General features: G+C 45.8%; 19 protein-coding genes. 12 read left to right on the top strand and 7 right to left on the bottom strand.

Annotation, left to right across the window (positions count from 1 at the left end; genetic code table 11):
- Positions 1 to 165: 165 nt before the first annotated feature.
- The 4 genes from ACMXYW_RS00615 (at position 166) to ACMXYW_RS00600 (ending at position 4,646) form a co-directional block, all read left to right on the top strand.
- Positions 166 to 1,581 (top strand): hypothetical protein, encoded by a 1,416-nt coding sequence (locus ACMXYW_RS00615; protein WP_415904852.1) that lies wholly within the window; start codon positions 166 to 168, stop codon positions 1,579 to 1,581.
- 340 nt (positions 1,582 to 1,921) lie between these two features.
- Entirely contained in the window at positions 1,922 to 2,131 is a 210-nt protein-coding gene (locus tag ACMXYW_RS00610; RefSeq protein WP_286240059.1) for a cold-shock protein, read from the top strand.
- Between the two features lie 932 nt (positions 2,132 to 3,063).
- A complete protein-coding gene (purE, locus tag ACMXYW_RS00605; protein WP_415883076.1) occupies positions 3,064 to 3,546 on the top strand; it encodes a 5-(carboxyamino)imidazole ribonucleotide mutase in 483 nt (160 codons plus the stop codon).
- On the top strand, positions 3,546 to 4,646 hold the full coding sequence (locus ACMXYW_RS00600) for a 5-(carboxyamino)imidazole ribonucleotide synthase (RefSeq protein ID WP_415904851.1): 1,101 nt from the start codon (positions 3,546 to 3,548) through the stop codon (positions 4,644 to 4,646). The genes purE and ACMXYW_RS00600 overlap by 1 nt, the downstream gene beginning before the upstream one ends.
- Before the next feature lie 78 nt (positions 4,647 to 4,724).
- Here the strand turns inward: ACMXYW_RS00600 and ACMXYW_RS00595 are convergent, their stop codons facing one another.
- The 3 genes from ACMXYW_RS00595 to ACMXYW_RS00585 all read right to left on the bottom strand — a co-directional run bounded on the left by ACMXYW_RS00595 (position 4,725) and on the right by ACMXYW_RS00585 (position 8,037).
- Positions 4,725 to 5,549 carry a c-type cytochrome gene (locus tag ACMXYW_RS00595; protein ID WP_415904850.1) on the bottom strand — a complete coding sequence of 275 codons (825 nt, stop codon included), beginning with the start codon at positions 5,547 to 5,549 and terminating at the stop codon, positions 4,725 to 4,727.
- 68 nt (positions 5,550 to 5,617) lie between these two features.
- A complete protein-coding gene (locus ACMXYW_RS00590) occupies positions 5,618 to 6,166 on the bottom strand; it encodes a c-type cytochrome (RefSeq protein ID WP_415899705.1) in 549 nt (182 codons plus the stop codon).
- A gap of 95 nt (positions 6,167 to 6,261) precedes the next feature.
- On the bottom strand, positions 6,262 to 8,037 hold the full coding sequence (locus tag ACMXYW_RS00585) for a putative bifunctional diguanylate cyclase/phosphodiesterase (RefSeq protein ID WP_415904849.1): 1,776 nt from the start codon (positions 8,035 to 8,037) through the stop codon (positions 6,262 to 6,264).
- A 200-nt stretch (positions 8,038 to 8,237) separates the two neighbouring features.
- Between ACMXYW_RS00585 and ACMXYW_RS00580 the strand changes: the two genes are divergently transcribed.
- Positions 8,238 to 9,968: an ATP-binding protein gene (locus tag ACMXYW_RS00580; RefSeq protein WP_415899703.1), complete on the top strand. Its 1,731-nt coding sequence runs from the start codon at positions 8,238 to 8,240 to the stop codon at positions 9,966 to 9,968.
- Between the two features lie 73 nt (positions 9,969 to 10,041).
- Here the strand turns inward: ACMXYW_RS00580 and ACMXYW_RS00575 are convergent, their stop codons facing one another.
- Together ACMXYW_RS00575 and ACMXYW_RS00570 are read right to left on the bottom strand one after the other, a co-directional pair.
- The gene (locus tag ACMXYW_RS00575; protein ID WP_415904848.1) at positions 10,042 to 10,977 is read right to left on the bottom strand and encodes an electron transfer flavoprotein subunit alpha/FixB family protein; all 936 of its coding nucleotides are present in this window, start codon (positions 10,975 to 10,977) and stop codon (positions 10,042 to 10,044) included.
- Positions 10,978 to 10,988: 11 nt separating this feature from the next.
- Positions 10,989 to 11,738 (bottom strand): electron transfer flavoprotein subunit beta/FixA family protein, encoded by a 750-nt coding sequence (locus ACMXYW_RS00570; protein WP_415899701.1) that lies wholly within the window; start codon positions 11,736 to 11,738, stop codon positions 10,989 to 10,991.
- A 343-nt stretch (positions 11,739 to 12,081) separates the two neighbouring features.
- Between ACMXYW_RS00570 and ACMXYW_RS00565 the strand changes: the two genes are divergently transcribed.
- From ACMXYW_RS00565 to ACMXYW_RS00550, 4 genes are all read left to right on the top strand, one after another.
- A complete protein-coding gene (locus ACMXYW_RS00565) occupies positions 12,082 to 13,737 on the top strand; it encodes an electron transfer flavoprotein-ubiquinone oxidoreductase (RefSeq protein WP_415899700.1) in 1,656 nt (551 codons plus the stop codon).
- Between the two features lie 138 nt (positions 13,738 to 13,875).
- Complete coding sequence (locus tag ACMXYW_RS00560; protein ID WP_415904847.1) at positions 13,876 to 14,337, top strand: methyltransferase family protein; 462 nt, start codon at positions 13,876 to 13,878, stop codon at positions 14,335 to 14,337.
- 113 nt (positions 14,338 to 14,450) lie between these two features.
- Positions 14,451 to 15,419 carry an ABC transporter substrate-binding protein gene (locus tag ACMXYW_RS00555; protein ID WP_415899699.1) on the top strand — a complete coding sequence of 323 codons (969 nt, stop codon included), beginning with the start codon at positions 14,451 to 14,453 and terminating at the stop codon, positions 15,417 to 15,419.
- Entirely contained in the window at positions 15,359 to 17,452 is a 2,094-nt protein-coding gene (locus ACMXYW_RS00550; protein ID WP_415904846.1) for an ATP-binding protein, read from the top strand. The genes ACMXYW_RS00555 and ACMXYW_RS00550 overlap by 61 nt, the downstream gene beginning before the upstream one ends.
- A 33-nt stretch (positions 17,453 to 17,485) precedes the next feature.
- On the opposite strand, the gene ACMXYW_RS00545 is transcribed toward ACMXYW_RS00550, so the two are convergent.
- A complete protein-coding gene (locus tag ACMXYW_RS00545; protein WP_415883064.1) occupies positions 17,486 to 18,247 on the bottom strand; it encodes an SDR family oxidoreductase in 762 nt (253 codons plus the stop codon).
- 306 nt (positions 18,248 to 18,553) lie between these two features.
- Complete coding sequence (locus tag ACMXYW_RS00540) at positions 18,554 to 19,180, bottom strand: PepSY-associated TM helix domain-containing protein (RefSeq protein ID WP_415904845.1); 627 nt, start codon at positions 19,178 to 19,180, stop codon at positions 18,554 to 18,556.
- 176 nt (positions 19,181 to 19,356) lie between these two features.
- On the opposite strand from ACMXYW_RS00540, the gene ACMXYW_RS00535 reads away from it, so the two are divergent.
- From ACMXYW_RS00535 to ACMXYW_RS00525, 3 genes are all read left to right on the top strand, one after another.
- Positions 19,357 to 19,743 (top strand): hypothetical protein, encoded by a 387-nt coding sequence (locus ACMXYW_RS00535; protein WP_415904844.1) that lies wholly within the window; start codon positions 19,357 to 19,359, stop codon positions 19,741 to 19,743.
- Positions 19,744 to 19,886: 143 nt separating this feature from the next.
- Positions 19,887 to 20,534, top strand: coding sequence for a HupE/UreJ family protein (locus ACMXYW_RS00530; protein ID WP_415905897.1), 648 nt, complete (start codon positions 19,887 to 19,889; stop codon positions 20,532 to 20,534).
- A gap of 10 nt (positions 20,535 to 20,544) precedes the next feature.
- Entirely contained in the window at positions 20,545 to 21,141 is a 597-nt protein-coding gene (locus tag ACMXYW_RS00525; RefSeq protein ID WP_415904843.1) for a hypothetical protein, read from the top strand.
- The last annotated feature ends 66 nt before the right edge of the window (positions 21,142 to 21,207 follow it).

Below are 21,207 nucleotides of genomic sequence, written 5' to 3'. Positions count from 1 at the left end.
GCTGGTTTATAAAAACTTAATCCAGCCAATTGTGACTTCACTGTACTCAAATACCTTCGAAATATTCCTCTCATAAAAACTTCTTCAACCTGTCATCTAAACGTCACCCGGCATAGATAGTTTTGGCGACATAAATTTATAAGACTTTCTATAAAGGTATTTTCAATGTCTATGCTGCACGGTTCTCACCCTCTTAAAGCGCTAGCCTTAGCTGTTGGCGCAACTTTGCTTACAACAACGGCTTACGCTGCCCCTATTCAAGTAACTAATGGTAATGACAGCGGCGAAGGTTCCATGCGTGCAGCACTGATCGCTGTTGCTCAAGGTAAAGCAGATAGCGTCATTGTTACTAGCAAAGACGATATCATGATCAACTCCACTCTGACTTATACTGGTCAGGCACCTATCGCGATCTACGGCAACGGCCAGATCATCAAAACCGCAAAAAACACCGATTTGCTGGCTGTATCTCAAGGCGCGGATCTGAATATCAGCGGTCTTAAATTTGAAGGACCTGGCGGTTTCAGCATCCAAAACCGCGGTGACCTAACAGGCAAAGCAGGTAAAGGTATCTTCGTTAACCTACGAGATAACCAAACCGGAACACTAACCGTAACACTCAATGACGTTGAGGTTAGCGGTGTTGCTTATCACGGTATCCACATCTCTGATTGTGATATTGCCAAAGATTGTGGCGCTGGCGCAGGTGGCGAAGGCGGTGGTTCTCCAGCGTCTATCGCAGTAAATGCGTACAACCTAAACATCCACAATGTCGGCTATGGCCGCGTAGATGGCGATGGCCTTCGAGTCGATGAACGTAACGAAGGCAACATACTATTTACCGCTCATAACTCTCGCTTCAACAAAGTAGGCGCTGACGGTGTTGAGCTAGATGAAGGTCAGAATGGCGACGTAATTGTTAACGTGAGCAACGTCGATTTCTCTAACAATGGTGGTTACTGCCAAAAAGACCTTCTACAACCTCTACTACCATCTCCAGTAGAAGCTGAGTTTAAAGATGGCGAGATGTCTGCTGACAAAGTACCTGCTGAGATTACCGGTTCAGCTGATGACAAATGCTTTGAGCGCGAAGTAGATCTATATGCTTCCGGCTCAGTTGAAGCTTACGAGTTTGGTATCGATTTCGATGATGGTTTTGATATCGATGAAGCGGGTAACGGTAGCATCAAGACCGTCCTTTACTCTTCGACTATCCACAATAACCTAGATGAAGGTCTAGACTTTGACGAAGAAGGCGAAGGCGATATCGAGATCACAGTGATTGACTCTGCTGCATCAGGTAACACAGATGATGGCTTCAAAATGACGGAAGAGGAAAACGGTAACCTCACTGCTCTAATATCTTCTGGTCATGCCGACAAAAACGGCGGTAAAGGCATTGTGCTAGAAGCTAACGATGCAGGTAAAGTTGCAGCTCTCATCGAAAACAGCACGACCGCAAATAACGACAGTGGTAAAAAATCCGGCCTTAAGATAAAAGGCAAGGGCGTAATTACACTGAAAGGTTCTGAAATCACTGACGGTTTCAAATCAAAAAAAGCTGAGATCGTAAAAATCTAAGCCCAAACAGCCAAATAACAAGGGGGAGCACTATGCTCCCCTTTTCGTCGCAATTAATGCGACCTTTATAGTCTAGGTAGGAACCCGTGGTCAGTGGATCATTATCAGGCTGATCTTTGTCGTAATGTTGGCGAGGCTTTAAATAGCTTTGACTTAACTGATTAAATTCTATACAGTGCAGTCCAGCTTGATGCTTTACTTGTTATTTATGTTCCTCACTTCGAAGTCTTTTCTGAATTCCTCGTCCTGTTTTCCGTAAGTAAAAATTAAAAACTCCTGCGTTAACTGCCCCCAACTTTTTGGGCGGCCCACTTATTTCCGAAAAATAGGAAAATTGATTATGTCTAATACAACTACTGGCACTGTAAAATGGTTCAACGATGAGAAAGGTTTTGGTTTCATCGAACAACAATCAGGTCCAGATGTTTTTGCACACTTCAGCGCTATCGCTGGTGATGGTTTCAAAAGCCTTCAAGAAGGTCAGCAAGTTGAGTTCTCTGTAACTCAAGGTCAAAAAGGTCCTCAGGCTGAGAACATCCGCCCTCTATAAGACCTAATTAATGCAGCCGCATTGATTGAATAGAGCATGGCATATGTCATGCTCTTTTAAAGTACTCCCCCCTCCTTACTCTGAACTGTATCTCCTGCTCCAGCTAGCGAACAATCAAGGCTTCTCTATTAACAGCTTCTTGGTTCCTCTACTCTCTACTATGTGCACCTATACTCTTTAGCTAAAGGTAATTTTTTAAAAATACGGTACCTACGAGCATGTTAGAAAATTTAAACGGACAAATTTGCGTATCCCGCCATATAGGAAAAGACCAAGATCTATGGGCATGTTACGAACCACTCACAGCCGTTTCTCCATCCAGACGCCAAATGTGGAAACGTTTAACAGGCCTTTTATCAAAAACGGAGATGGCTCACTACCTTCAAAAGCAATACGACTCCCCTGAGATTTCAAATAACTTTTCTACAGTTTCAAATTAAAACGATATAAAGCATTTCCTAATTACAATTGCATATATCGCCTATCCCCGCTCTGTATTTACTCCATAGATACGAGCAGTTATCCACATTTTTTGATAGACTTTTGCGCAAGGTTTTTGCCCTGTAGTTGTTAGAAACGGGCAATATTGTCAGATCAAGAATTGAACTACTTCGCGAGTACGACTCCTCTATTACTAGCTTTGGTGGTATGATGTCGCCCCTTGGGCGCAGTACTAGGTACAGCCACCACTGTTTTGTTGGGTTTATCCTCTGGTGGTACCATTCTACTGGCAGCATTAGGGGTCGGTGTTTATTCTTTATCGCGGTACCTGCAGCGATATTCTTAACACCTCCAAGCGCTAACCAAAGCCTATCAATGATTGCTAACTTACATAGCATCACGTTGTATAACGTGTTGATAAGGTTTCTATTTTTCAGCGCACTGATTATTGAATTTTTGGCATTAAGCCAAGAGGAAACAGGTAAACAAAAATGAGTAAAGTCTCCGTCAGTATCATCATGGGCTCTCGCTCAGACTGGCCAACCATGCAAGAGGCTACTAAGCCACTGGAAGAACTAGGTGTAGAATTTGAAACTAAAGTGGTTTCTGCACACCGTACGCCTGAGCGTCTTTTCCAGTTTGCCTCCGAAGCGCACACACGTGGCGTTGAGGTAATTATTGCAGGTGCTGGCGGCGCAGCTCACTTGGCTGGTATGGCAGCATCTATGACTCATCTGCCAGTTATCGCAGTACCTGTTGCCAGCAAAAACATTAAAGGCCTTGATAGCCTACTATCTATGGTTCAGATGCCACGCGGCGTAGCAGTTGCTTGTCAAGCAATTGGCGGTGCGGGCGCATACAATGCAGGCCTAATGGCAGCACAGATGCTAGCCCTTAAAGATGCAGAATTGAGCCAGCGCCTACAAGAGTGGCGTAAAGCTCAGACTGACAGCGTTCCTGTTGAGGTAGAATAATGCACGTTGCTATTGTTGGATGCGGCCAGTTGGCACGCATGATGGCTTTGGCTGGTTGGCCTCAAGGCCACCGTTTTACTTTCCTGGCTGAGCCAGGTGAAGGTACTGATTGCGTTAAAGGCTTAGGTGAAATTGTTGAGCGCACTCCAGAGATGGAAGGCGAGTCTCTTTTTACTGCACTAGGCAATCCTGATGTGGTAACCGTTGAGCGTGAGCATGTTGATGTGTCTCTGCTAAGCACATTGAAGCCACATTGCTCTGTTTACCCTTCACCAGAAGCGATTAGCTATTGCCAACACCGCGGACGTGAGAAAACTTTCCTAAACTCTCTAGGTATCCAAACTGCTCCTTTCCACCTTGCTAACAATGCAGAGGAATTGAGCGCGAGCGTTAAAACGCTAGGCTACCCAGTATTCGTTAAGACCTGTGAAGAGGGTTACGACGGTTACGGTCAATGGGTGCTAAAAACCGATGAAGATTTAGCTAATCTGGTAGCTGAAGCAGATTCGCTACCAGAAGTTGTGATTGAAGGCCGCGTCAATTTTGATCGTGAAGTATCTTTGATTGCAGCACGTGACGCGTCTGGCGCTTGTGTATTCTATCCGCTAACAGAAAACCTTCACCGTAACGGTATTCTGTGGAGTTCTATTGCTCCGGCTGATGCTCCTGAAGCCTTGCATGCTAAAGCTAAAGATATCGCAGATAAAGTACTCAACGCTTTGGACTACGTTGGCGTAATCGCTATCGAAATGTTCCAAGCGGGTGATGATTTGCTGGTTAACGAACTAGCACCACGTGTTCATAACAGTGGTCACTGGACTCAAGGTGCAGGCATCTCTTCTCAGTTTGAAAACCATATTCGCGCGATCTGCGGTTTAGGTTTAGGTCACACCATCAACAGCCAACACGCTGGTATGGTTAACCTATTAGGTATCGAAGCACCTAAAGAGATTATCAGCGAAAGCAATGTACAGCACCATGTGTACAACAAGTCGCTGCGTCCAGGCCGTAAGGTTGGACACCTTAACCTAGTAAGTGATGACCGTCATACACTAGAAGTTAAGCTAAAACGCATTCGCGATAGCCTTTACGAAGACTAGTCGTCTTTATAAGGACTAAGCATTAAAAAACCCGGCTACTTTGCAGTACCGGGTTTTTTATTAGCTGCTCTTAGACAATCAAGGCTGAGTCATCAAGTAATGAGCTATAGCCTCTCGATCTGACTTCTTCAGATACTTAGCGCCATCACGCACCACTTCACCCATACTACCGCCAAAGACATCACCATCCTGCTTCACTCCAGACTTCAGTGAGTAAGCTAGATCCGCTTCGCTCCAACCCTGTTTAGCTAATGCGCTTGCAGTAATTGCAGGAATAACACCATCATCTTCAACAAAGCCCTGATGACCACTTAAAGCTGCCGCAGTATCTAATCCACCCAGAAGGTTTCTAGGGGTATGACACGCGCCACAATGCGTCGGCCCTTGAACAAGGTAAGCACCACGATTGTAATGTTCACTGCTCTTTGCATCGGGGATAAACCTTTGTTCATCAAAGAACAGTAACTGCCACACATCTAGGCCCCAATTGATGTTATACGGGAAGCTCACTTGATGCGCTGTCGAAGGTTTAGATACTGCGGGGACAGTTTTAAACGCCGCCCACAAATCAGCTATATCCTGATCAGATAAGTGTGTATAAAAACTATAAGGAAAGGCTGGGTAGTAACTCTGACCGCTAGGTGACTTTCCCGCGCGCAATGCACGCTCAAAATCATCTATACTCCACTTCCCTATGCCGTGTTCCTTATCCGTCGTAAGATTCGGCGCATAGAAGGTGCCGAACGGCGTTTCCGTACCCTTTCCACCCGCTAACGGCTTTCCTTTAGCTTCACTATCGGTGTGACAAGCGATACAGCTTGAAACACGCGCAAGATAAGCTCCTCTGGCAACATTCCCCTTCCGCTCGGATAGCGAGGCTCTAGGCTCATCTACCGAACTCAAGTAGCTGACTCCTAACGCAGCACCTAAAACCAAGCAGATTAGGAGAGATGAAAACCAGAGGAGTTTTCTCATTTATCTTTCTCTACTCTATAGTCAGTATGACAAGCTGAGCAGTTATCGCTTAAGCGCTCAAATACTACCTCTACCGGCATAGTCGCAAAGGATTCCGCACCCTCTTGCACTTCAGGTTCTGCAGCCATACCCATCATGCTTGATGAAGAACCTTCCTCATTTTCAGAGCCAACATTGTCAGCGGCGTCGTACAAGCCTTGGCTGATTCGCTCTAACTCTTTAGAAAGGTGCTGAAAGCGATCCCACTCCTGCCATATTTCCGCTTTGGCTTCGGTTGGGTGATGCAGACTACCTTTAGGGAACAATTTAGTGAGGTTGTTACCCGCATGCATATTGATCGTTTCAGCGGCTACACGAACCTGAATAGGCTCATAAGGAATTTTGCCTTTAAACATATCAGAGACGGTTTTCATCGCCCCTTTCATATCTTCCATCGCATCCATACGTTCTTTAACAATACCCGTCGCACCACCATGGGCCAGCGCTGATAATGGTTGGCTCAACATGAATATAGCAACAAACGCAGGGATGATCTTTTTATACATATCTAATAACTCTCGTCTCAAAAACTACCGATTAAACCCAGTGGAACGGGTAATACAGTAATGATACACGCAGATACCAGAATCAATAAGTGCCGTTAAGCTTGTTGTAACTGTGCTTGCAGTAATTCAGTAAAATGCTCTGCTGGTAGGGGCTTCGAGAACAGATAACCCTGAAAATAATCACAAGATTTTTGCTGCAAGAAATCTCGTTGCTCAGCCAGTTCCACACCCTCGCCGACGACTTTCAGCCCTAAGGCATGAGCCATCTGAATAATACCGGAGATCAGCGCAGGACTTTCGGGTGTGACACTCAGTTCAGCTGTAAAACTGCGATCAATTTTTAAGGTATCCACAGGGAATTTTTGCAGGTAATTAAGGGCTGAATAGCCTGTGCCGAAATCATCAATCGAGAGCTGAACCCCCATTTCACTAAGATGCTTCAACGCCTCACCACAACCACGTTCATCCTCCATGAGAAGGCGTTCGGTGAGCTCAAGCTCGAGAGCCTCAGGCTGCAAACCTGTTTCACGGAGTACACGCTTAACCGTGTATTCCAAATGACCATCACGGAACTGCGGGAATGCCACGTTCACGGCTATTTTGAACGGTTCTCCCATAAGCTCTGCCCATCGAGCCGCTTGCTTACAGGCTTGTTCAAGCACCCAATCACCAATAGGTACAATCAAACCCGACTCTTCAGCTAAAGGGATAAATTGATCAGGAGAGACCTGACCATACTCTGGACATGACCAACGCAATAGGGCTTCTGCACCTATGATTTTACCGCTGGCCGCATCGATGATGCTTTGATAGCTCAAGCTGAGCTGATTTTGAGAAAGAGCACGACGGAGATAGGATTCCATGGTGAATTTAAACACCGTTTCATGCTCCATCTCCCTCGTATAGAAACGGAAGGCATCTTTGCCCACTGCTTTGGCTTTATACATTGCAGCATCAGCATTACGCAGTAGGGCAACAGGATCTTGGCCATCTTTAGGCGCAACCGTAATACCGATACTCGCCGATGTGGATAACTCATAGCCATTGATCAACACCGGCTGCACTGCCGTTCTTAAAATCCGCTCACATATATCCGAGATTTCATCGTGGGCTTTACGATCTGGCAATATGACTAAAAACTCATCACCGCCCAAACGCGCAATAGTGTCGTCGCCATGCACACAGTAGCCCAAGCGTCGACTGATCTCTTGAAGGTGCTGATCACCCACTTCATGCCCTAAGGTATCGTTAATCTTTTTAAAGTTATCTAGATCAACGAATAGGATTCCGACCGAGGTTTGATTCTTATTGGCGCGTGTTAAAGCTTGTGAGAGCCGATCCATCGCCAATACACGGTTAGGCAAACCGGTGAGGTGATCATAAGTGGCTTGGTGGAGAAGTTTTGATTCGTAGTTCTTACGCTCGGTGATATCGCCAATAGAGCCCACCATCCGGTAAGCAACATTGTTCTCATTTCTCAGTGCCAAGCCATGAGCAAGGACCCAGAAATAGCCACCGTTATTATTTTTTACTCGGTACTCGCAACGGAAAAATTCGGTTTCACCTTTAAGGTGCCGACAAAGGACTTTTTGGTAACGTTCACGATCATCCTCATGGACCCATTGTAGCCACTCACTTGAAGTGGTCTTAATAGTGTCTTTGCCCATGCCGATGGTGCTTAATAAGCGGGCAGAAAGGTAGAGTTCTTTACTGACAGGATCCCAATCCCATAGCCCCTCATTCGCACCTTTCATCGCCAAAGCATAGCGCGTTTCAGTTTCCATAAGAGACTGCTCGACTTTCTCAAGATACTGAATACGCTGACGCAGCTGCGTATTTTCCCTGACCAGATCTGATACACCTTCGGACAACTGCGTTACCTCAATACTTCCAATGTTAACTTTGAGCGCTATCCGAGCTTAACATACTTCAGTTCCACGACCACATTTTGTTGTAGTGGATTGAGCAGGTCTTAGAACAACACTATTGATGTGAATTCTTCCATGGCATCTAATCCAAGTCTTCCTATACTCAATAAACAGAGTATTTAATTTAGAGATATAAAATATTGATGCGTGTCACTTATCAGATGCTATTTGCTGGAATGCTCTTTCTTTTCTCCCAGCTATCTATTGCGCAAATCACCTTTGGACCTGACAGCGAACAACCCACCATTCGCTTTGTTGGAGATAAAGATTACCCACCGATTGAGTGGTTAGAAGATGGCAAACCAAGGGGAATTTTTGCGTCTTTTCTTGAAGAATATTCGAAAGCGCTAAACCGCAAAGTTGAATACAACCTGATGAATTGGAAGCAGGCGCAGCAAGCCGTGTTAGAAGGTAGAGCCGATGTTCTGACCGTTTTCAGTCCTAACCCTGACCGGGTTAAAGATTACGCCTTTGTTGATAGTTTTTTACAGTTTGAAATTAGTCTCTTCCTTCGCAGTGATAACCTCACAATCCATGGTTTAGAAGATCTCAAAGGGATCAAAACCGGCGTATCTAAAGGCGGCTTTCCTCGCAAAATAATAGAGACCCAAAGCCAAGCAGAGCTAGTCACAATCAATGATCATCTAGATGGTTTCCAAAAACTTTTGAAAGGTGAGATTGATGCCTTAGCTACCACTAAATGGGTCGGTTCTTATGTGGTTCAAAAAAATAAACTAAAAGGGATTAAGTTTGCACCCACCCCAATCGCTACCAAAGCGACCCATATGGGAGTCAGAAAAAACGATACTGAACTGGTCCAACAGCTCCAAAAAGGCATAGAACTGATGGAAAAAGAGGGTACCCTAGCAAGCCTTAATCAGCAGTGGTCTGGATATAACATGGTCTATCTCACAGAAGATAAACTTAACCAGATCTACTATCAGTTCGGTTTTGGAGCCGCGTTCGTTTTAGCCTGCTTAGCATTAGCGTCCATTATTACGTTAAAGCGCCAAGTCAGAGAACGCACTCAATCTCTATCCAGCGCCAAAGCCTCTCTCGAAGAAACGGTTGATCGCCTCACCCGTACTCAAAAACAGCTCGTACAAACTGAAAAAATGGCCGCGCTTAACTCCATAGTGAGCGGCGTCGCTCATGAGATAAACACACCTTTGGGTATGGCTATTACCTTGAGTAGCACTCTAAAAGAACAGATTGATCAACTCGAAAAGCTGGTCGGTAATGACGCCTTAACCAAACAAGCGTTACTCGATTTCCTAAGTGACAGCCAAGGATCCTTAGAGCTAGAAGCAGACGCACTGCGACGGGCCGTTACCCTACTGCGTAACTTCAAACAGATATCAGTTCACCAAAGCCAAGAGCACCGGCAACTGATCAATATTGCGGAAGTCATTGAAGACTCAACCGTGATCGCTACCAACGATATTGAAGAGGACAAGATCAATGTATCTGTAAATGGCGATTCCACATTGACGATGGACACTTACCCAGCTCCGCTGGCACAAGCATTAGTCCACCTAATCAACAACGCGGTTATCCATGGATCTAACCAAGCAGAACCTGTTGATGTATCTATAAGCTATGCAAAAAGTGATGAGAATATCATCCTTAAAGTGGCAGATAACGGCTGCGGCATCCCATCAAAATATCTAGCACAGGTGTTTGATCCGTTCTTCACAACCTCCCTTGGGCAAGGAAACTCCGGTTTAGGTTTGAGCATTGTTTATTCGATCGTGAATCACGTTTTAGGTGGCACGATCCGAGTCAACAGTAGCTTCGATACCGGCACTACCTTTATTTTAGAACTACCGCTAACAGCACCTGAAATTCACGATGGTATAGAACCACAGGCATAAAAAAGCCGGTACCAACGGTACCGGCAAACGTAGAGTGAAAAAGAGGTAATTCACACGTAGAAGACTATTTATCCTAACTAGATAACTTTTGCTCTAGCTCAGGAACGGCATCAAATAGATCTGCCACTAAACCGTAATCGGCGACCGAGAAGATTGGCGCTTCTTCATCTTTGTTGATTGCGACAATAATTTTCGAATCTTTCATACCCGCCAAGTGCTGGATCGCACCGGAGATGCCTACAGCAATATACAGCTCTGGCGCAACGATCTTACCGGTTTGACCCACCTGCATATCGTTCGGTACAAAGCCTGCATCTACTGCTGCACGGGATGCACCGACTGCTGCACCCAGCTTATCTGCGACTTTTTCCAGCATGGCAAAGTTTTCACCGTTACCCATACCACGACCACCAGAGATGATTACCTCTGCAGCTGTAAGTTCTGGACGATCAGACTGCGCCATCTCTTCGCCAACAAAGCTAGAGATACCACTGTCGTGTACTGCTGAAATACTCTCAGTAGAAGCACTTCCCCCCTCAGATGCCGCAGCATCAAATGCAGTACCACGGACAGTGATAACTTTTACCGAGTCGCAAGATTCAACCGTTGCGATCGCATTGCCGGCATAGATTGGACGCTGGAAGGTATTATCCGATTCCACCGCAGTAATATCAGAGATCTGCGCTACGTCTAAAAGCGCAGCCACACGCGGCATAAAGTTTTTACCTGTAGTCGTCGCGGGCGCTACGATATGGCTGTAATCCTTACCTATTTCAGCCACCAACTTACCCATATTTTCAGCAAGTTGTTGTTCGTAAGCAGCATTGTCTGCCAGCAAAACTTTCTCAACACCTGCTACTTGTGAAGCAGCCTCTGCTACAGCGCTACAGTTTGCACCAGCAACCAGCAGGTGAAGATCACTACCCATCTGAGATGCAGCTGTCACTGCATTTAACGTCGCTCCCTTTAGAGCGCTATTGTCATGTTCTGCAATAATTAAAATCGCCATGTCTTCGCCCCTTAAAGTACTTTCGCTTCGTTTTTAAGTTTTTCCACCAGCTCATCAACACTGGAGACTTTAATCCCGGCCTGACGTTCAGCAGGCGGCGTCACTTTTAGCAACTTGGTATGTGCTTTCAGCTCAACACCTAGATCAGCCGGAGTTTTAATATCTAAAGGCTTACGTTTAGCCTTCATGATATTTGGCAGAGAAGCATAGCGAGGCTCATTCAAGCGTAGATCGGTGGTCACGATTGCCGGCATGTTCAGTGCAACCGTCTGTAAACCGCCATCAACTTCACGAGTCACATTAACCTTGTCACCTTCAATCTTAACTTCAGAGGCGAAAGTACCTTGTGGCATATCAGTTAGCGCAGCCAACATCTGGCCGGTCTGATTGTTATCAGAATCGATCGCCTGTTTACCCATAATCACAAGACCAGGCTGCTCTTCATCGATCACTTTCGCCAGTAACTTCGCCACGTTAAGTGACTCAGGCATATCTTCAGTTTCGATCTGGATACCACGGTCTGCACCGAGGGCTAGCGCCGTACGGATCTGCTCCTGGCAGGCTTTAGGGCCAATAGACACCACAACAATTTCTGAAGCTGTGCCCGCTTCTTTTAAGCGCACGGCTTCTTCGACAGCAATTTCACAAAATGGATTCAAAGCCATTTTTACGTTGGCCAAATCAACATCTGTATTGTCCGACTTAACACGTACTTTGACGTTGTAGTCGATAACACGTTTAACGGTTACAAGTACCTTCATCAGCAAAGACCTTTTAGTTTTAGTTGTAAGAGCGCTTCACACACTCTGTTTTGCTTATGTCTAAATATGCGCTCATTTCGGCGACGTAGGCAATTCGCCTCAAGCATAATAAGTGTTTTCCCTAATCATACTCATTTAAAAATAATAAGCAAACACCCCTAAAATTTATAAAACCCTCCTATAGGCTAATAATCAGGCTATTTATTTATTAGGGAAAACACCTATATAATACTCCTCTATAAACGAGTCCTCTTTTATAGAGCAGTCTCACATAACTAAGTGGAATCACTAGAGAGCGGCAGAATAACGCAGATTCCTCAACCAACTATGAGGGGAGATCGACATGACAAGAGAGTCGATGGAATTTGATGTAGTCATCGTAGGTGCAGGCCCTGCAGGCTTATCAACTGCTTGCAGATTGATGCAATTAGCACAAGATAAAGAACAAGAGCTAACCGTATGCGTAGTCGAAAAGGGCTCTGAAGTAGGCGCCCATATTCTGTCCGGCGCCATTATGGAAACCCGTGCCCTAGATGAGCTGTTCCCTAATTGGAAAGAGCAAGATGCTCCGCTAACGACGGCAGTTACGGAAGATGAGGTTTACCTGCTTAAAGATGGCGACAACGGTAACAAAATCCCTAATGCCTTTGTGCCAAAAACGATGCACAACCAAGGCAACTACATTGTTAGTTTAGGTAATGTCTGCCGTTGGTTAGCCGAACGCGCTGAAGAACTAGGCGTAGAAATTTTCCCGGGCTTCGCAGCTTCTGAGATTCTTTACAATGCCGATGGCAGCGTACGCGGTATTGCCACAGGTGATATGGGCCTAACTGAAACAGGCGAGCAGAAAGACAGCTACATGCCAGGTATGGAGCTACACGCTAAATACACCGTCTTTTCCGAAGGCTGTCGTGGTCACTTAGGCAAAGAGCTGATCAACAAGTTTGATCTGAACCAAGAAGCAGATGCACAACACTACGGCATTGGTATCAAAGAGCTATGGGATATCCCAGCCGAACAGCACCAACCAGGCTTGGTCGTGCATGGTTCGGGCTGGCCTCTAGATAAAGATACCAGTGGCGGTTTCTTCCTTTATCACACGGATAACAACCAAGTGGTTGCCGGCTTGATCGTAGACCTTAACTACGCCAACCCGCATATCAGTCCATTTGATGAGTTCCAGCGTCTGAAACATCACCCTGTATTAAAGAAACATTTAGACGGCGGTACCCGTGTATCTTATGGTGCCCGTGCGATCACTAAAGGCGGCTTCAACTCTCTGCCAAAAATGAACTTCCCAGGTGGTTTATTGGTTGGCTGTAATGCCGGCACACTGAACTTCAGCAAGATCAAGGGCACTCACACGGCGATGAAATCCGGCATGCTCGGTGCTGAAGCGATCTTTGAAGCGGTAGCGTCTGGTTGTTCTGGTGGTACAGACCTTGAGCGTTATCAGGATCTATTCGAGCAATCTTGGCTATACGATGAGCTGTTCCGCTCCCGTAACTTTGGTCCTGCGATGCATAAGTTTGGTGCCATTATGGGCGGTGCATTCAACTATGTAGATCAGAATATCTTCGCCGGTAAGCTGCCGATTACCCTGCATGATGACCACGAAGACCACGCTCAGTTACAACCAGCGAGTAACTTTACGCCGATCGAATATCCTAAGCCTGATGGCAAACTGAGCTTCGACAAGCTCTCCTCGGTTTTCCTTTCCAATACCAACCACGAGGAAGACCAACCTTGCCATCTGCAATTAATGGATAGCAGCATCCCACTAGGGACAAACTTGTTAACCTTTGCAGAACCAGCACAACGTTACTGCCCTGCAGGGGTATATGAAGTGGTGGATGATGAAGAAAATGGTGGTCAACGCTTCCAGATCAACTCGCAAAACTGCTTACACTGTAAGACCTGCGATATTAAAGATCCGGCGCAAAATATCAGATGGGTTACACCAGAAGGCATGGGTGGGCCAAACTATCCAAACATGTAACCTCCCGACTTTCTTATAAAGTTGTGGAAATCTGGGGCTTCATCCATCGAAGCCTCGGATTTTTTTAGCTCAAGATAATTCCCAGATTGTTTATATTAGGTGATACTAAACCTAGGATTTCACAACCTGAGAAGCCACATGCTTAAGCTAGAACTGAAAATTCCACCTGTCGCACTGGTATTAATCTTTGCAGGCTTGATGTGGCTTTGCGCCAAATTACTGCCTTTCCTTTCGATACAAACTGAACTTCGCATTCCCATTGCAGTAGCCATTATTCTGATCGGTTTAGTGTTTGGTTTAGCCGGTGTTATTTCATTTCGTAAAGTTCAAACAACCGTGAATCCAACCACACCAGAAGCAAGCTCTGCATTAGTCACCACAGGCATATTCCAATACACACGCAACCCTATGTATGTAGGTTTGGTGTGCCTACTTTTAAGCTGGGCAGTTTACCTTGCCAACCCCGCTTCATTGCTCTGTTCGGTTGGCTTTATCCTGTATATGAACAAGTTTCAGATCCAACCCGAAGAGCAAGCGCTCACCGCACTATTTGGTGATAGCTACAAGACCTACACTCAGCAAGTTCGACGCTGGCTGTAAGCTGGCGCCTTCTGGAAATACTGCTACATTTACAAGAGGTTAGCCCGCGAGGTTAAACCTGTCTGAACATTACTACTATTTAAATTTCGTACACAAAGCCAGAGAAGGATTTTATGACCCTGCGTTGCCATAAATGGATTGCTGCGCTTTTGATACTTATCTTTGCGCCCCTGACATCAGCTAACCAGCCTGCTGTGCCGGAATCAGACAAACCTATTCAAGTTTTACTGAACGACTGGACCAGCCAGTTAGTGCTGGCTCGAGTTACGGGTCAGGTACTGCAATCGATGGGCTATAACGTCGGTTACGTAAACAAAACCAGTAATGCCCAGTGGGGTTCACTCAAACTAGGCTTGAGCCATGTTCAAGTCGAAGTCTGGGAAGGCACTATGTCCAAGATGTTCCAACGTATGATCGATGCCGGAGCTATAGTGGATGCCGGCACCCACGATGCCATCACCCGAGAAGAGTGGTGGTATCCACTGTATGTCGAAGAGTTATGCCCAGGCTTACCAGATTGGCAGGCGCTAAAAAAATGCTCCGACCTTTTTGTTGATCCCCGCACTGCCCCGCAAGGGATGTACCTAGGCGGACCATGGGAGAAACCTGATGCCGCTCGCATCCGCGCACTCGGCATGGACTTTAAAGCGATCACCGTTGAGCAAGGCGATGATCTTTGGGTCGAGCTAAAACGTGCGGCTATCGAACAACGACCTATCGTTTTATTTAACTGGACACCCAACTGGGTGGAAGCCAAATACCCGGGCCGCTTTATTGAATTTCCAGACTATCACCCCGACTGCGAGACTAAACCCAGTTGGGGGACCAACCCGCGCTTCCTGCACGATTGCGGCAACCCGAAAAAGGGTTGGCTCAAAAAAGTCGCTTGGAAAGGCATGCCCGACACTTGGCCTTGCGCTTATGAAACCTTACAAAACATCAACTTCAGCAACGCCATGATTGCCCAGCTGGCCTCAATGGTTGATGTAGATGGTCTGAGTTACGAAGCTGCAGCTGATAAATGGATGGCCGACAACCAGACGGTCTGGTCCGAATGGATTCCTCCTCACTGTCAGATATAAAAGGATCAATGATGAAGGGTGATAGCACCATACCAATCAAGGATTCAATCGGCTTCAATCTGATCAAGCTAGTTTTTTCGATCTACATCATTATCGCCGCCATAGTAACCTTGGCTCACATGGCAATCGAATACTTCAACGTAAAGTCTTCGATGCTGCAGGATCTGCAGCTTTACCAAAGCTCGTTTGAAGAGCCTCTAGCCGATTCCCTTTGGGATTTAGATCTGGAACGCACCAAAACGATTACACCAGGTATAGTGAAACTCCCTTCTATCGTTGGCTTACAGATTTATGATTTAGGCGATTCGCTTATCTCTGCGGAAGGTTTAACCCACGACAATTTAGCTGAGCACTCTGGCGGAATTTTACCCACACAATTATTGGAACACGAGTTCTCCATTGTTTACACCAAGGAAAATGAAGAGGCTGCTGTAGGTCGAGCGGTATTTTACTCCAGCTCCGACGTTGTACTTACCAAGGTACAAGCGGGCTTCGCGCTAATCATTATTAATGCCATCATCAAAACAACCGCATTGTGGGCTATTTTCCTCTATATCGTGCGTCCTACGCTGATACGTCCCATTGAGCATCTTAGTAGTGCCTTGCAGAATTTAACTTTTGATAAGCTCAGCAAATCTGACATCACCATTCCAAGAAAACGTCATGATGAGTTGAAGGTGCTCGAGCAAAGTATCAACGCCATGACTACCCGTTTAGCGGAATCCTCAGACCAACTTAACGAGCTAAACAAAAACCTCGATAGATCTCACAAGCTAGCACTTTTGCTGCTCCGCAGCGTAACGGAAATGAAAGAGAGCAAAGAGAAACAGGACTCTTTCTCTGCGGTATCTAATGTGATCTCTGAAGCGATTCCCTGTTTATCTTCATCGGCGTTGTATATCTCTTACTACCATCAAAATACCAACCGCATTCCTAACTTAGACGCGTCAGACACGCCAATAATTGAGGAATCGTACCGCCAGGATGGAAAAATTGAGATCTTGGTTCGGGATGCTCAGATACATAGCAAGACCTCGCATTCCGAGGAAAAACTGCAAGGTAATCTGATCAACATCCCACTTCGACACGGTAAAGAGCTCGTAGGCTCCATCGAAATACTGTCAAAAACCCCCGTCAGTATCAGCATCGAAGAGCAACAATTTATCAGTACGCTGATCCCCTCTCTGATTATTTCGCTAGAAGATATCAGCATCCGCTCCAACTTGGAGACGGCTGTTAGAGAAAGAACATCAGACCTGCAGAGATCAAATCACGAAATTGCGATTAAGGCGCAAGAACTGGCTCAGATCAGTCAATCTAAGTCGCAATTCCTGTCGAACATCAGTCATGAAATCCATACACCGTTAAATGCGATCATCACCCTAACCGAGCAGAACGCTCAGAACAGCCAGATCCAAGATCCTGTAGCAGTGCTTAGCGTGATTCATCACTCAGCTGAAAACCTACTCAAAGTGATCGAAAACCTTGTCGATTACTCCGAAATAGAATCCGGCAAAGCACACCTAAACCCGATTCGATTTAACCTTGAATCACTGGTCAGCGAAGCGATCGACCACAACAAACCCGCAGCCCAAGGTAAAGGTTTACAGCTCAAACTGAAAACAAAAGTGATCAACACATCCCTGTTTGGTGATTCCAAGCGCCTGTTGCAGATTTTGAATATTTTCCTCGATAACGCCCTGAAATTTACCACCCAAGGCTCCGTGATCTTGAGCGTTTCGCAACAAGCTAGCAGCAACGCACTGTCACAATTTGAGTTTTCTATTCGTGATACCGGCCTAGGCATGGATGAAGACAAGATAAAAACCCTGTTTAACATCACCGGTAACGATAGCGCACCTGCCTTTAGCACACAGACCGGACACGGACTGAATCTATCTATCAGCAAGCAATTAATCGAGATGATGGATGGAGAGCTAGAGATCGACAGCACACCAGATGAAGGTAGTAGCTTTAGCTTTACCTTGAGTTTCAAAAACGCCTGCGAAAGTGAACCGATCGAAGACGAGTGATGAGGCTGATTTAAGTCTCATCACTCCTACGGATTAGATACGTAGACCGCCGTCCATCTCAACGATACGACCCGTAAAGAACTCGTTCTCAATAATATACTGCAGTGTATGCGCCATCTCTTCCACTTCACCTAAGCGGCGAACAGGTACAGCTGCGACCATACGCTCGATCGCTTCTGGCTTCATTTGTGCCGTCATCTCTGTCGCAATCACACCCGGTGCAATACCACCAACACGGATCTTATGGCGCGCTAGTTCACCCGCCCAACTCGTTACCATAGTTGCGACAGCAGCCTTAGTTGCAGAGTAGTTGGTCTGGCCCATATTACCAGCACGGGACACCGAGGAGATATTTACAATAACGCCACCTGTCCCTTGAGTTGCCATCGCAGCCGCTGCTTCTCGACCACAGAGAAAGGTACCGGTCATATTAACCTCGACCACCGACTGGAACTGCTCAAGACTCATCTTCGCTTGCAGCTCACCATCCTTCACTTTGATCAGCATGCCGTCGCGCATCAGACCGGCGTTATTGACCAAGCCATTAATCTCGCCAAAGTCAGCTACGATCTGTTTGAAGGTTTGCTCAACCGCAGACTCATCGGTGATATTGCACACATAACCGCGGGACTCTCCGCCGAACTCAGAACATGCAGCAACCGCTTCATCCAAATTGCCTTGATCCAAATCGATCAGTGCCAACTTACCACCCTGCTTTGCTAGGTTCTCCGCCATTGCGCGTCCTAAACCACGACCACCACCGGTGATAACAAAAACACTGTTTTTAACCTGCATACCCGAATCTCCAAAAATATGGCCATACCTGATTCAATATAGGTAATACCATCTACTTCTGTTGTTTTTATAACCTCATTTATAGCCTGTTTCGGGCGATATTACGAGAATTTTATTAGGGAAAACCCTAACAAAATATAATTCCGGATAGAGGCGGCTGGTAACGGGGAAAGGCTGGAAAAAGCGGTCAATAGCTGGACGCGTTGCTTGCTAGAACATGACTTTATGGCTGTAATGAGAAATTAAAGCACTGTAGATACTTACTTATCGGTGATGCACTTCTTAACTTTGATAAAACATTACCCTCTACTGATACAACAAAATAGCCAATACTATGAAGGCAGTGATACCAGAACCAAAAATCAAAATATCTACATGCTGCTTCTTTCGTCTTCGAATCCATAAATACAGACCCGAAATAACCCACATCCATATAGAAATAGCGACAAAATCGACAATTATCGCCCATATATCCGAAGCAAGCTGCTTTCTTTCAAACCCAGATTTGAAATGCAGATAGTGTAAAAAGCCATACATTGATATTGGTACGTACCGCTCAACCACAGCCTTGCCCTGCGCACTTTGCCAGGTAATACGGTAGTTACCGGCACCAGAATAACGCAGGATGACCAATTGACGGTTATTGGACTCTGCCAGTAGTTGGTAATCGCCTTTTAGATCGAGCCTGGACAGCAGATTTTGTGCCGTGAGTTGCGGAGTACTGGAAGATATCTCATAGGGTTTGAAATCCTGTTCCTGTACGATCGCCCAGCCGGGAGGAATGACGTCGAATAGGTCCCGAAACCAATCATTATGGTTCAGAAAAAACGCACTGGTCGCGTACATTAACAACCAAGGTGCCAAGAATAATGCGATGTACAGGTGAATCGACCGCATGATCTTGTCAAACCGAGCCCAACCTTTCTTAGTCACTCAACTCTGGCCTCTAATATTGCTAAAACGCATATAGTAATGGAGCCAGATCGTTGTTTCTATCAAGATAACCTAGTAACAGAAGCACCCTAAGCTAATCCAAGTGGATAATTTATTTACCTAAGCAACTTCGATAGAATCGAGATAATTCAATTTCAACGGTGTTTGAACCGTCAATGATACGCCAAGGCCTGACATCTAACGTAACACGCATAGCAGTAATCGCTTTACTGCTAGTGGCGACGTTGAGCCGAGCGAGCTGGGCCGTTCAAATCTCTCAGCACGATACAGCGCCTGAGGCTGATCCTTGGCAAGTCGCTTTAGAGCATGGGCACTACCATCCCCCTGCACTAGACCATATGCACGATGAATCGTCTGGTATTTCCGAAGACGACCATCCCTTTATCCATACAGTCATGGCGCTCGATCACCAAGTATTTATCATCGCATACCCTGAACGCCCTCAGGTTGATGCTCAAAGTACTTACCCAGCGCTTACATTAAATACCTTACCTCCCTATCAAAGAGACCTATATCGCCCTCCGCGGCGCAATTTAGGTTAGATATCGATCGCGCATAGCGCACTAAAATCTGTATTAACTTTGAATGGAGTACTGGTATGAATCCAGGCTTTTCATCTACCCCACGTTCCTTCTGGAAAAGTAGCCTTATCGCTGTGGTTACGGTTCTAGTGGTGCTTGTTAGTATGGGGCTATCTACACAAGCTTTTGCTCATGGTGTCGCCGAAGGCGATGCTGTGTTTATCGAAAGTGCCAGTGGCATGCAATTGTTACCCTTTATGTATTTGGGTGCCAAACACATGGTAACGGGCTACGATCACTTACTGTTTCTATTTGGTGTCATCTTCTTTCTATTCAAAATGAAGGATGTTGCCATCTACGTAACATTATTCGCTGTAGGACACAGTATAACCCTGCTTTACGGGGTGCTCAGCGAAACTCACGTAAACCCCTATATCGTTGATGCGATTATTGGTTTATCCGTTGTGTACAAGGCACTTGATAACCTTGGCGCATTTCGAAGATGGTTCGGTTTTCAGCCAAACACAAAGGCTGCCGTTCTTATTTTCGGCTTCTTCCACGGCTTTGGTCTGGCAACAAAACTGCAAGACTTCACTCTGTCGGAAGATGGCCTAGTGGCAAACATATTAGCTTTCAATGTCGGTGTGGAAATCGGCCAAATGTTAGCTTTGGCAGGTATTCTGATTGCCATGAACTTCTGGCGAAAATCACCTTCGTTTAATCAACACGCATTCTTTACCAATGCAGTCCTAATGACACTGGGCTTTATGCTCATTGGTTTTCAATTAACGGGCTATTGGGTTACTGCATAGGAATTTCATCATGAACGATATTTCACACATCAATAAAGACGGCTTACCGTCAACAAAGAGCCTTATCAAAGCGACAATTGCAGCGTTTGTAGCGGGCACTGTCATTTTAGTCACCACAATCCTTCCTGCTGAATATGGCGTAGACCCAACAGGTATGGGCAAGGTTTTGGGTTTGAATGTACTAAGCCAAGCGCATGCTACCGAGCCAGAAGTACCCGAGGAAGCATCACAGGCTAACAATGCTGTAAGCATTGAAAATCCTCTCTGGAAAGGCGAAACAGAACCGCGTAGTGATACGATGAAAATAACGTTGATGCCCCGACAAGGAGCCGAAATAAAATCCCCGATGAACACCGGTGATAACTTTGTGTTTACCTGGTCAGCAGAAGGTGGATCGGTTTACTTCGATATGCACGGGGAAGAACCCAATGCAGGTAAAGATGAATTTACTAGCTATTGGATTGGCAAAAACCAACAGCAAGCGAGTGGTAATTTCACCGCGCCATTCAAAGGAACCCATGGCTGGTATTGGCAAAATACCAGTGACGCTCCGGTCACGATTACGCTGAATACCCATGGTTTCTATGGCGAGCTTTATATGCCTTAAATGTAAGTAGATTTAACTGATCTCTACATGGAAAGAGGGCCTTAAATAGACCCTCTTTTTCAAGTA

It is taken from the genome of Neptuniibacter sp. QD48_55, from assembly GCF_047778115.1.
In the GTDB taxonomy this organism is placed as follows: domain Bacteria; phylum Pseudomonadota; class Gammaproteobacteria; order Pseudomonadales; family Balneatricaceae; genus Neptuniibacter.
The sequence above is the reverse complement of the archived record's forward strand: the minus strand, read 5'-3'. Positions and strand labels throughout refer to the sequence as shown.

What these genes read in the sequence shown, in the direction of transcription:
- ACMXYW_RS00610 (WP_286240059.1), top strand. Translation starts at nt 1,922, where the DNA reads ATGTCTAATACAACTACTGGCACTGTAAAATGGTTCAACGATGAGAAA.
- ACMXYW_RS00580 (WP_415899703.1), top strand. Translation starts at nt 8,238, where the DNA reads ATGCGTGTCACTTATCAGATGCTATTTGCTGGAATGCTCTTTCTTTTC.
- ACMXYW_RS00535 (WP_415904844.1), top strand. Translation starts at nt 19,357, where the DNA reads ATGATACGCCAAGGCCTGACATCTAACGTAACACGCATAGCAGTAATC.
- ACMXYW_RS00590 (WP_415899705.1), bottom strand. Translation starts at nt 6,166, where the DNA reads ATGTATAAAAAGATCATCCCTGCGTTTGTTGCTATATTCATGTTGAGC.
- purE (WP_415883076.1), top strand. Translation starts at nt 3,064, where the DNA reads ATGAGTAAAGTCTCCGTCAGTATCATCATGGGCTCTCGCTCAGACTGG.
- ACMXYW_RS00550 (WP_415904846.1), top strand. Translation starts at nt 15,359, where the DNA reads ATGGATGGCCGACAACCAGACGGTCTGGTCCGAATGGATTCCTCCTCA.
- ACMXYW_RS00565 (WP_415899700.1), top strand. Translation starts at nt 12,082, where the DNA reads ATGACAAGAGAGTCGATGGAATTTGATGTAGTCATCGTAGGTGCAGGC.
- ACMXYW_RS00575 (WP_415904848.1), bottom strand. Translation starts at nt 10,977, where the DNA reads ATGGCGATTTTAATTATTGCAGAACATGACAATAGCGCTCTAAAGGGA.
- ACMXYW_RS00525 (WP_415904843.1), top strand. Translation starts at nt 20,545, where the DNA reads ATGAACGATATTTCACACATCAATAAAGACGGCTTACCGTCAACAAAG.
- ACMXYW_RS00560 (WP_415904847.1), top strand. Translation starts at nt 13,876, where the DNA reads ATGCTTAAGCTAGAACTGAAAATTCCACCTGTCGCACTGGTATTAATC.
- ACMXYW_RS00530 (WP_415905897.1), top strand. Translation starts at nt 19,887, where the DNA reads ATGGGGCTATCTACACAAGCTTTTGCTCATGGTGTCGCCGAAGGCGAT.
- ACMXYW_RS00615 (WP_415904852.1), top strand. Translation starts at nt 166, where the DNA reads ATGTCTATGCTGCACGGTTCTCACCCTCTTAAAGCGCTAGCCTTAGCT.
- ACMXYW_RS00600 (WP_415904851.1), top strand. Translation starts at nt 3,546, where the DNA reads ATGCACGTTGCTATTGTTGGATGCGGCCAGTTGGCACGCATGATGGCT.
- ACMXYW_RS00545 (WP_415883064.1), bottom strand. Translation starts at nt 18,247, where the DNA reads ATGCAGGTTAAAAACAGTGTTTTTGTTATCACCGGTGGTGGTCGTGGT.
- ACMXYW_RS00570 (WP_415899701.1), bottom strand. Translation starts at nt 11,738, where the DNA reads ATGAAGGTACTTGTAACCGTTAAACGTGTTATCGACTACAACGTCAAA.
- ACMXYW_RS00555 (WP_415899699.1), top strand. Translation starts at nt 14,451, where the DNA reads ATGACCCTGCGTTGCCATAAATGGATTGCTGCGCTTTTGATACTTATC.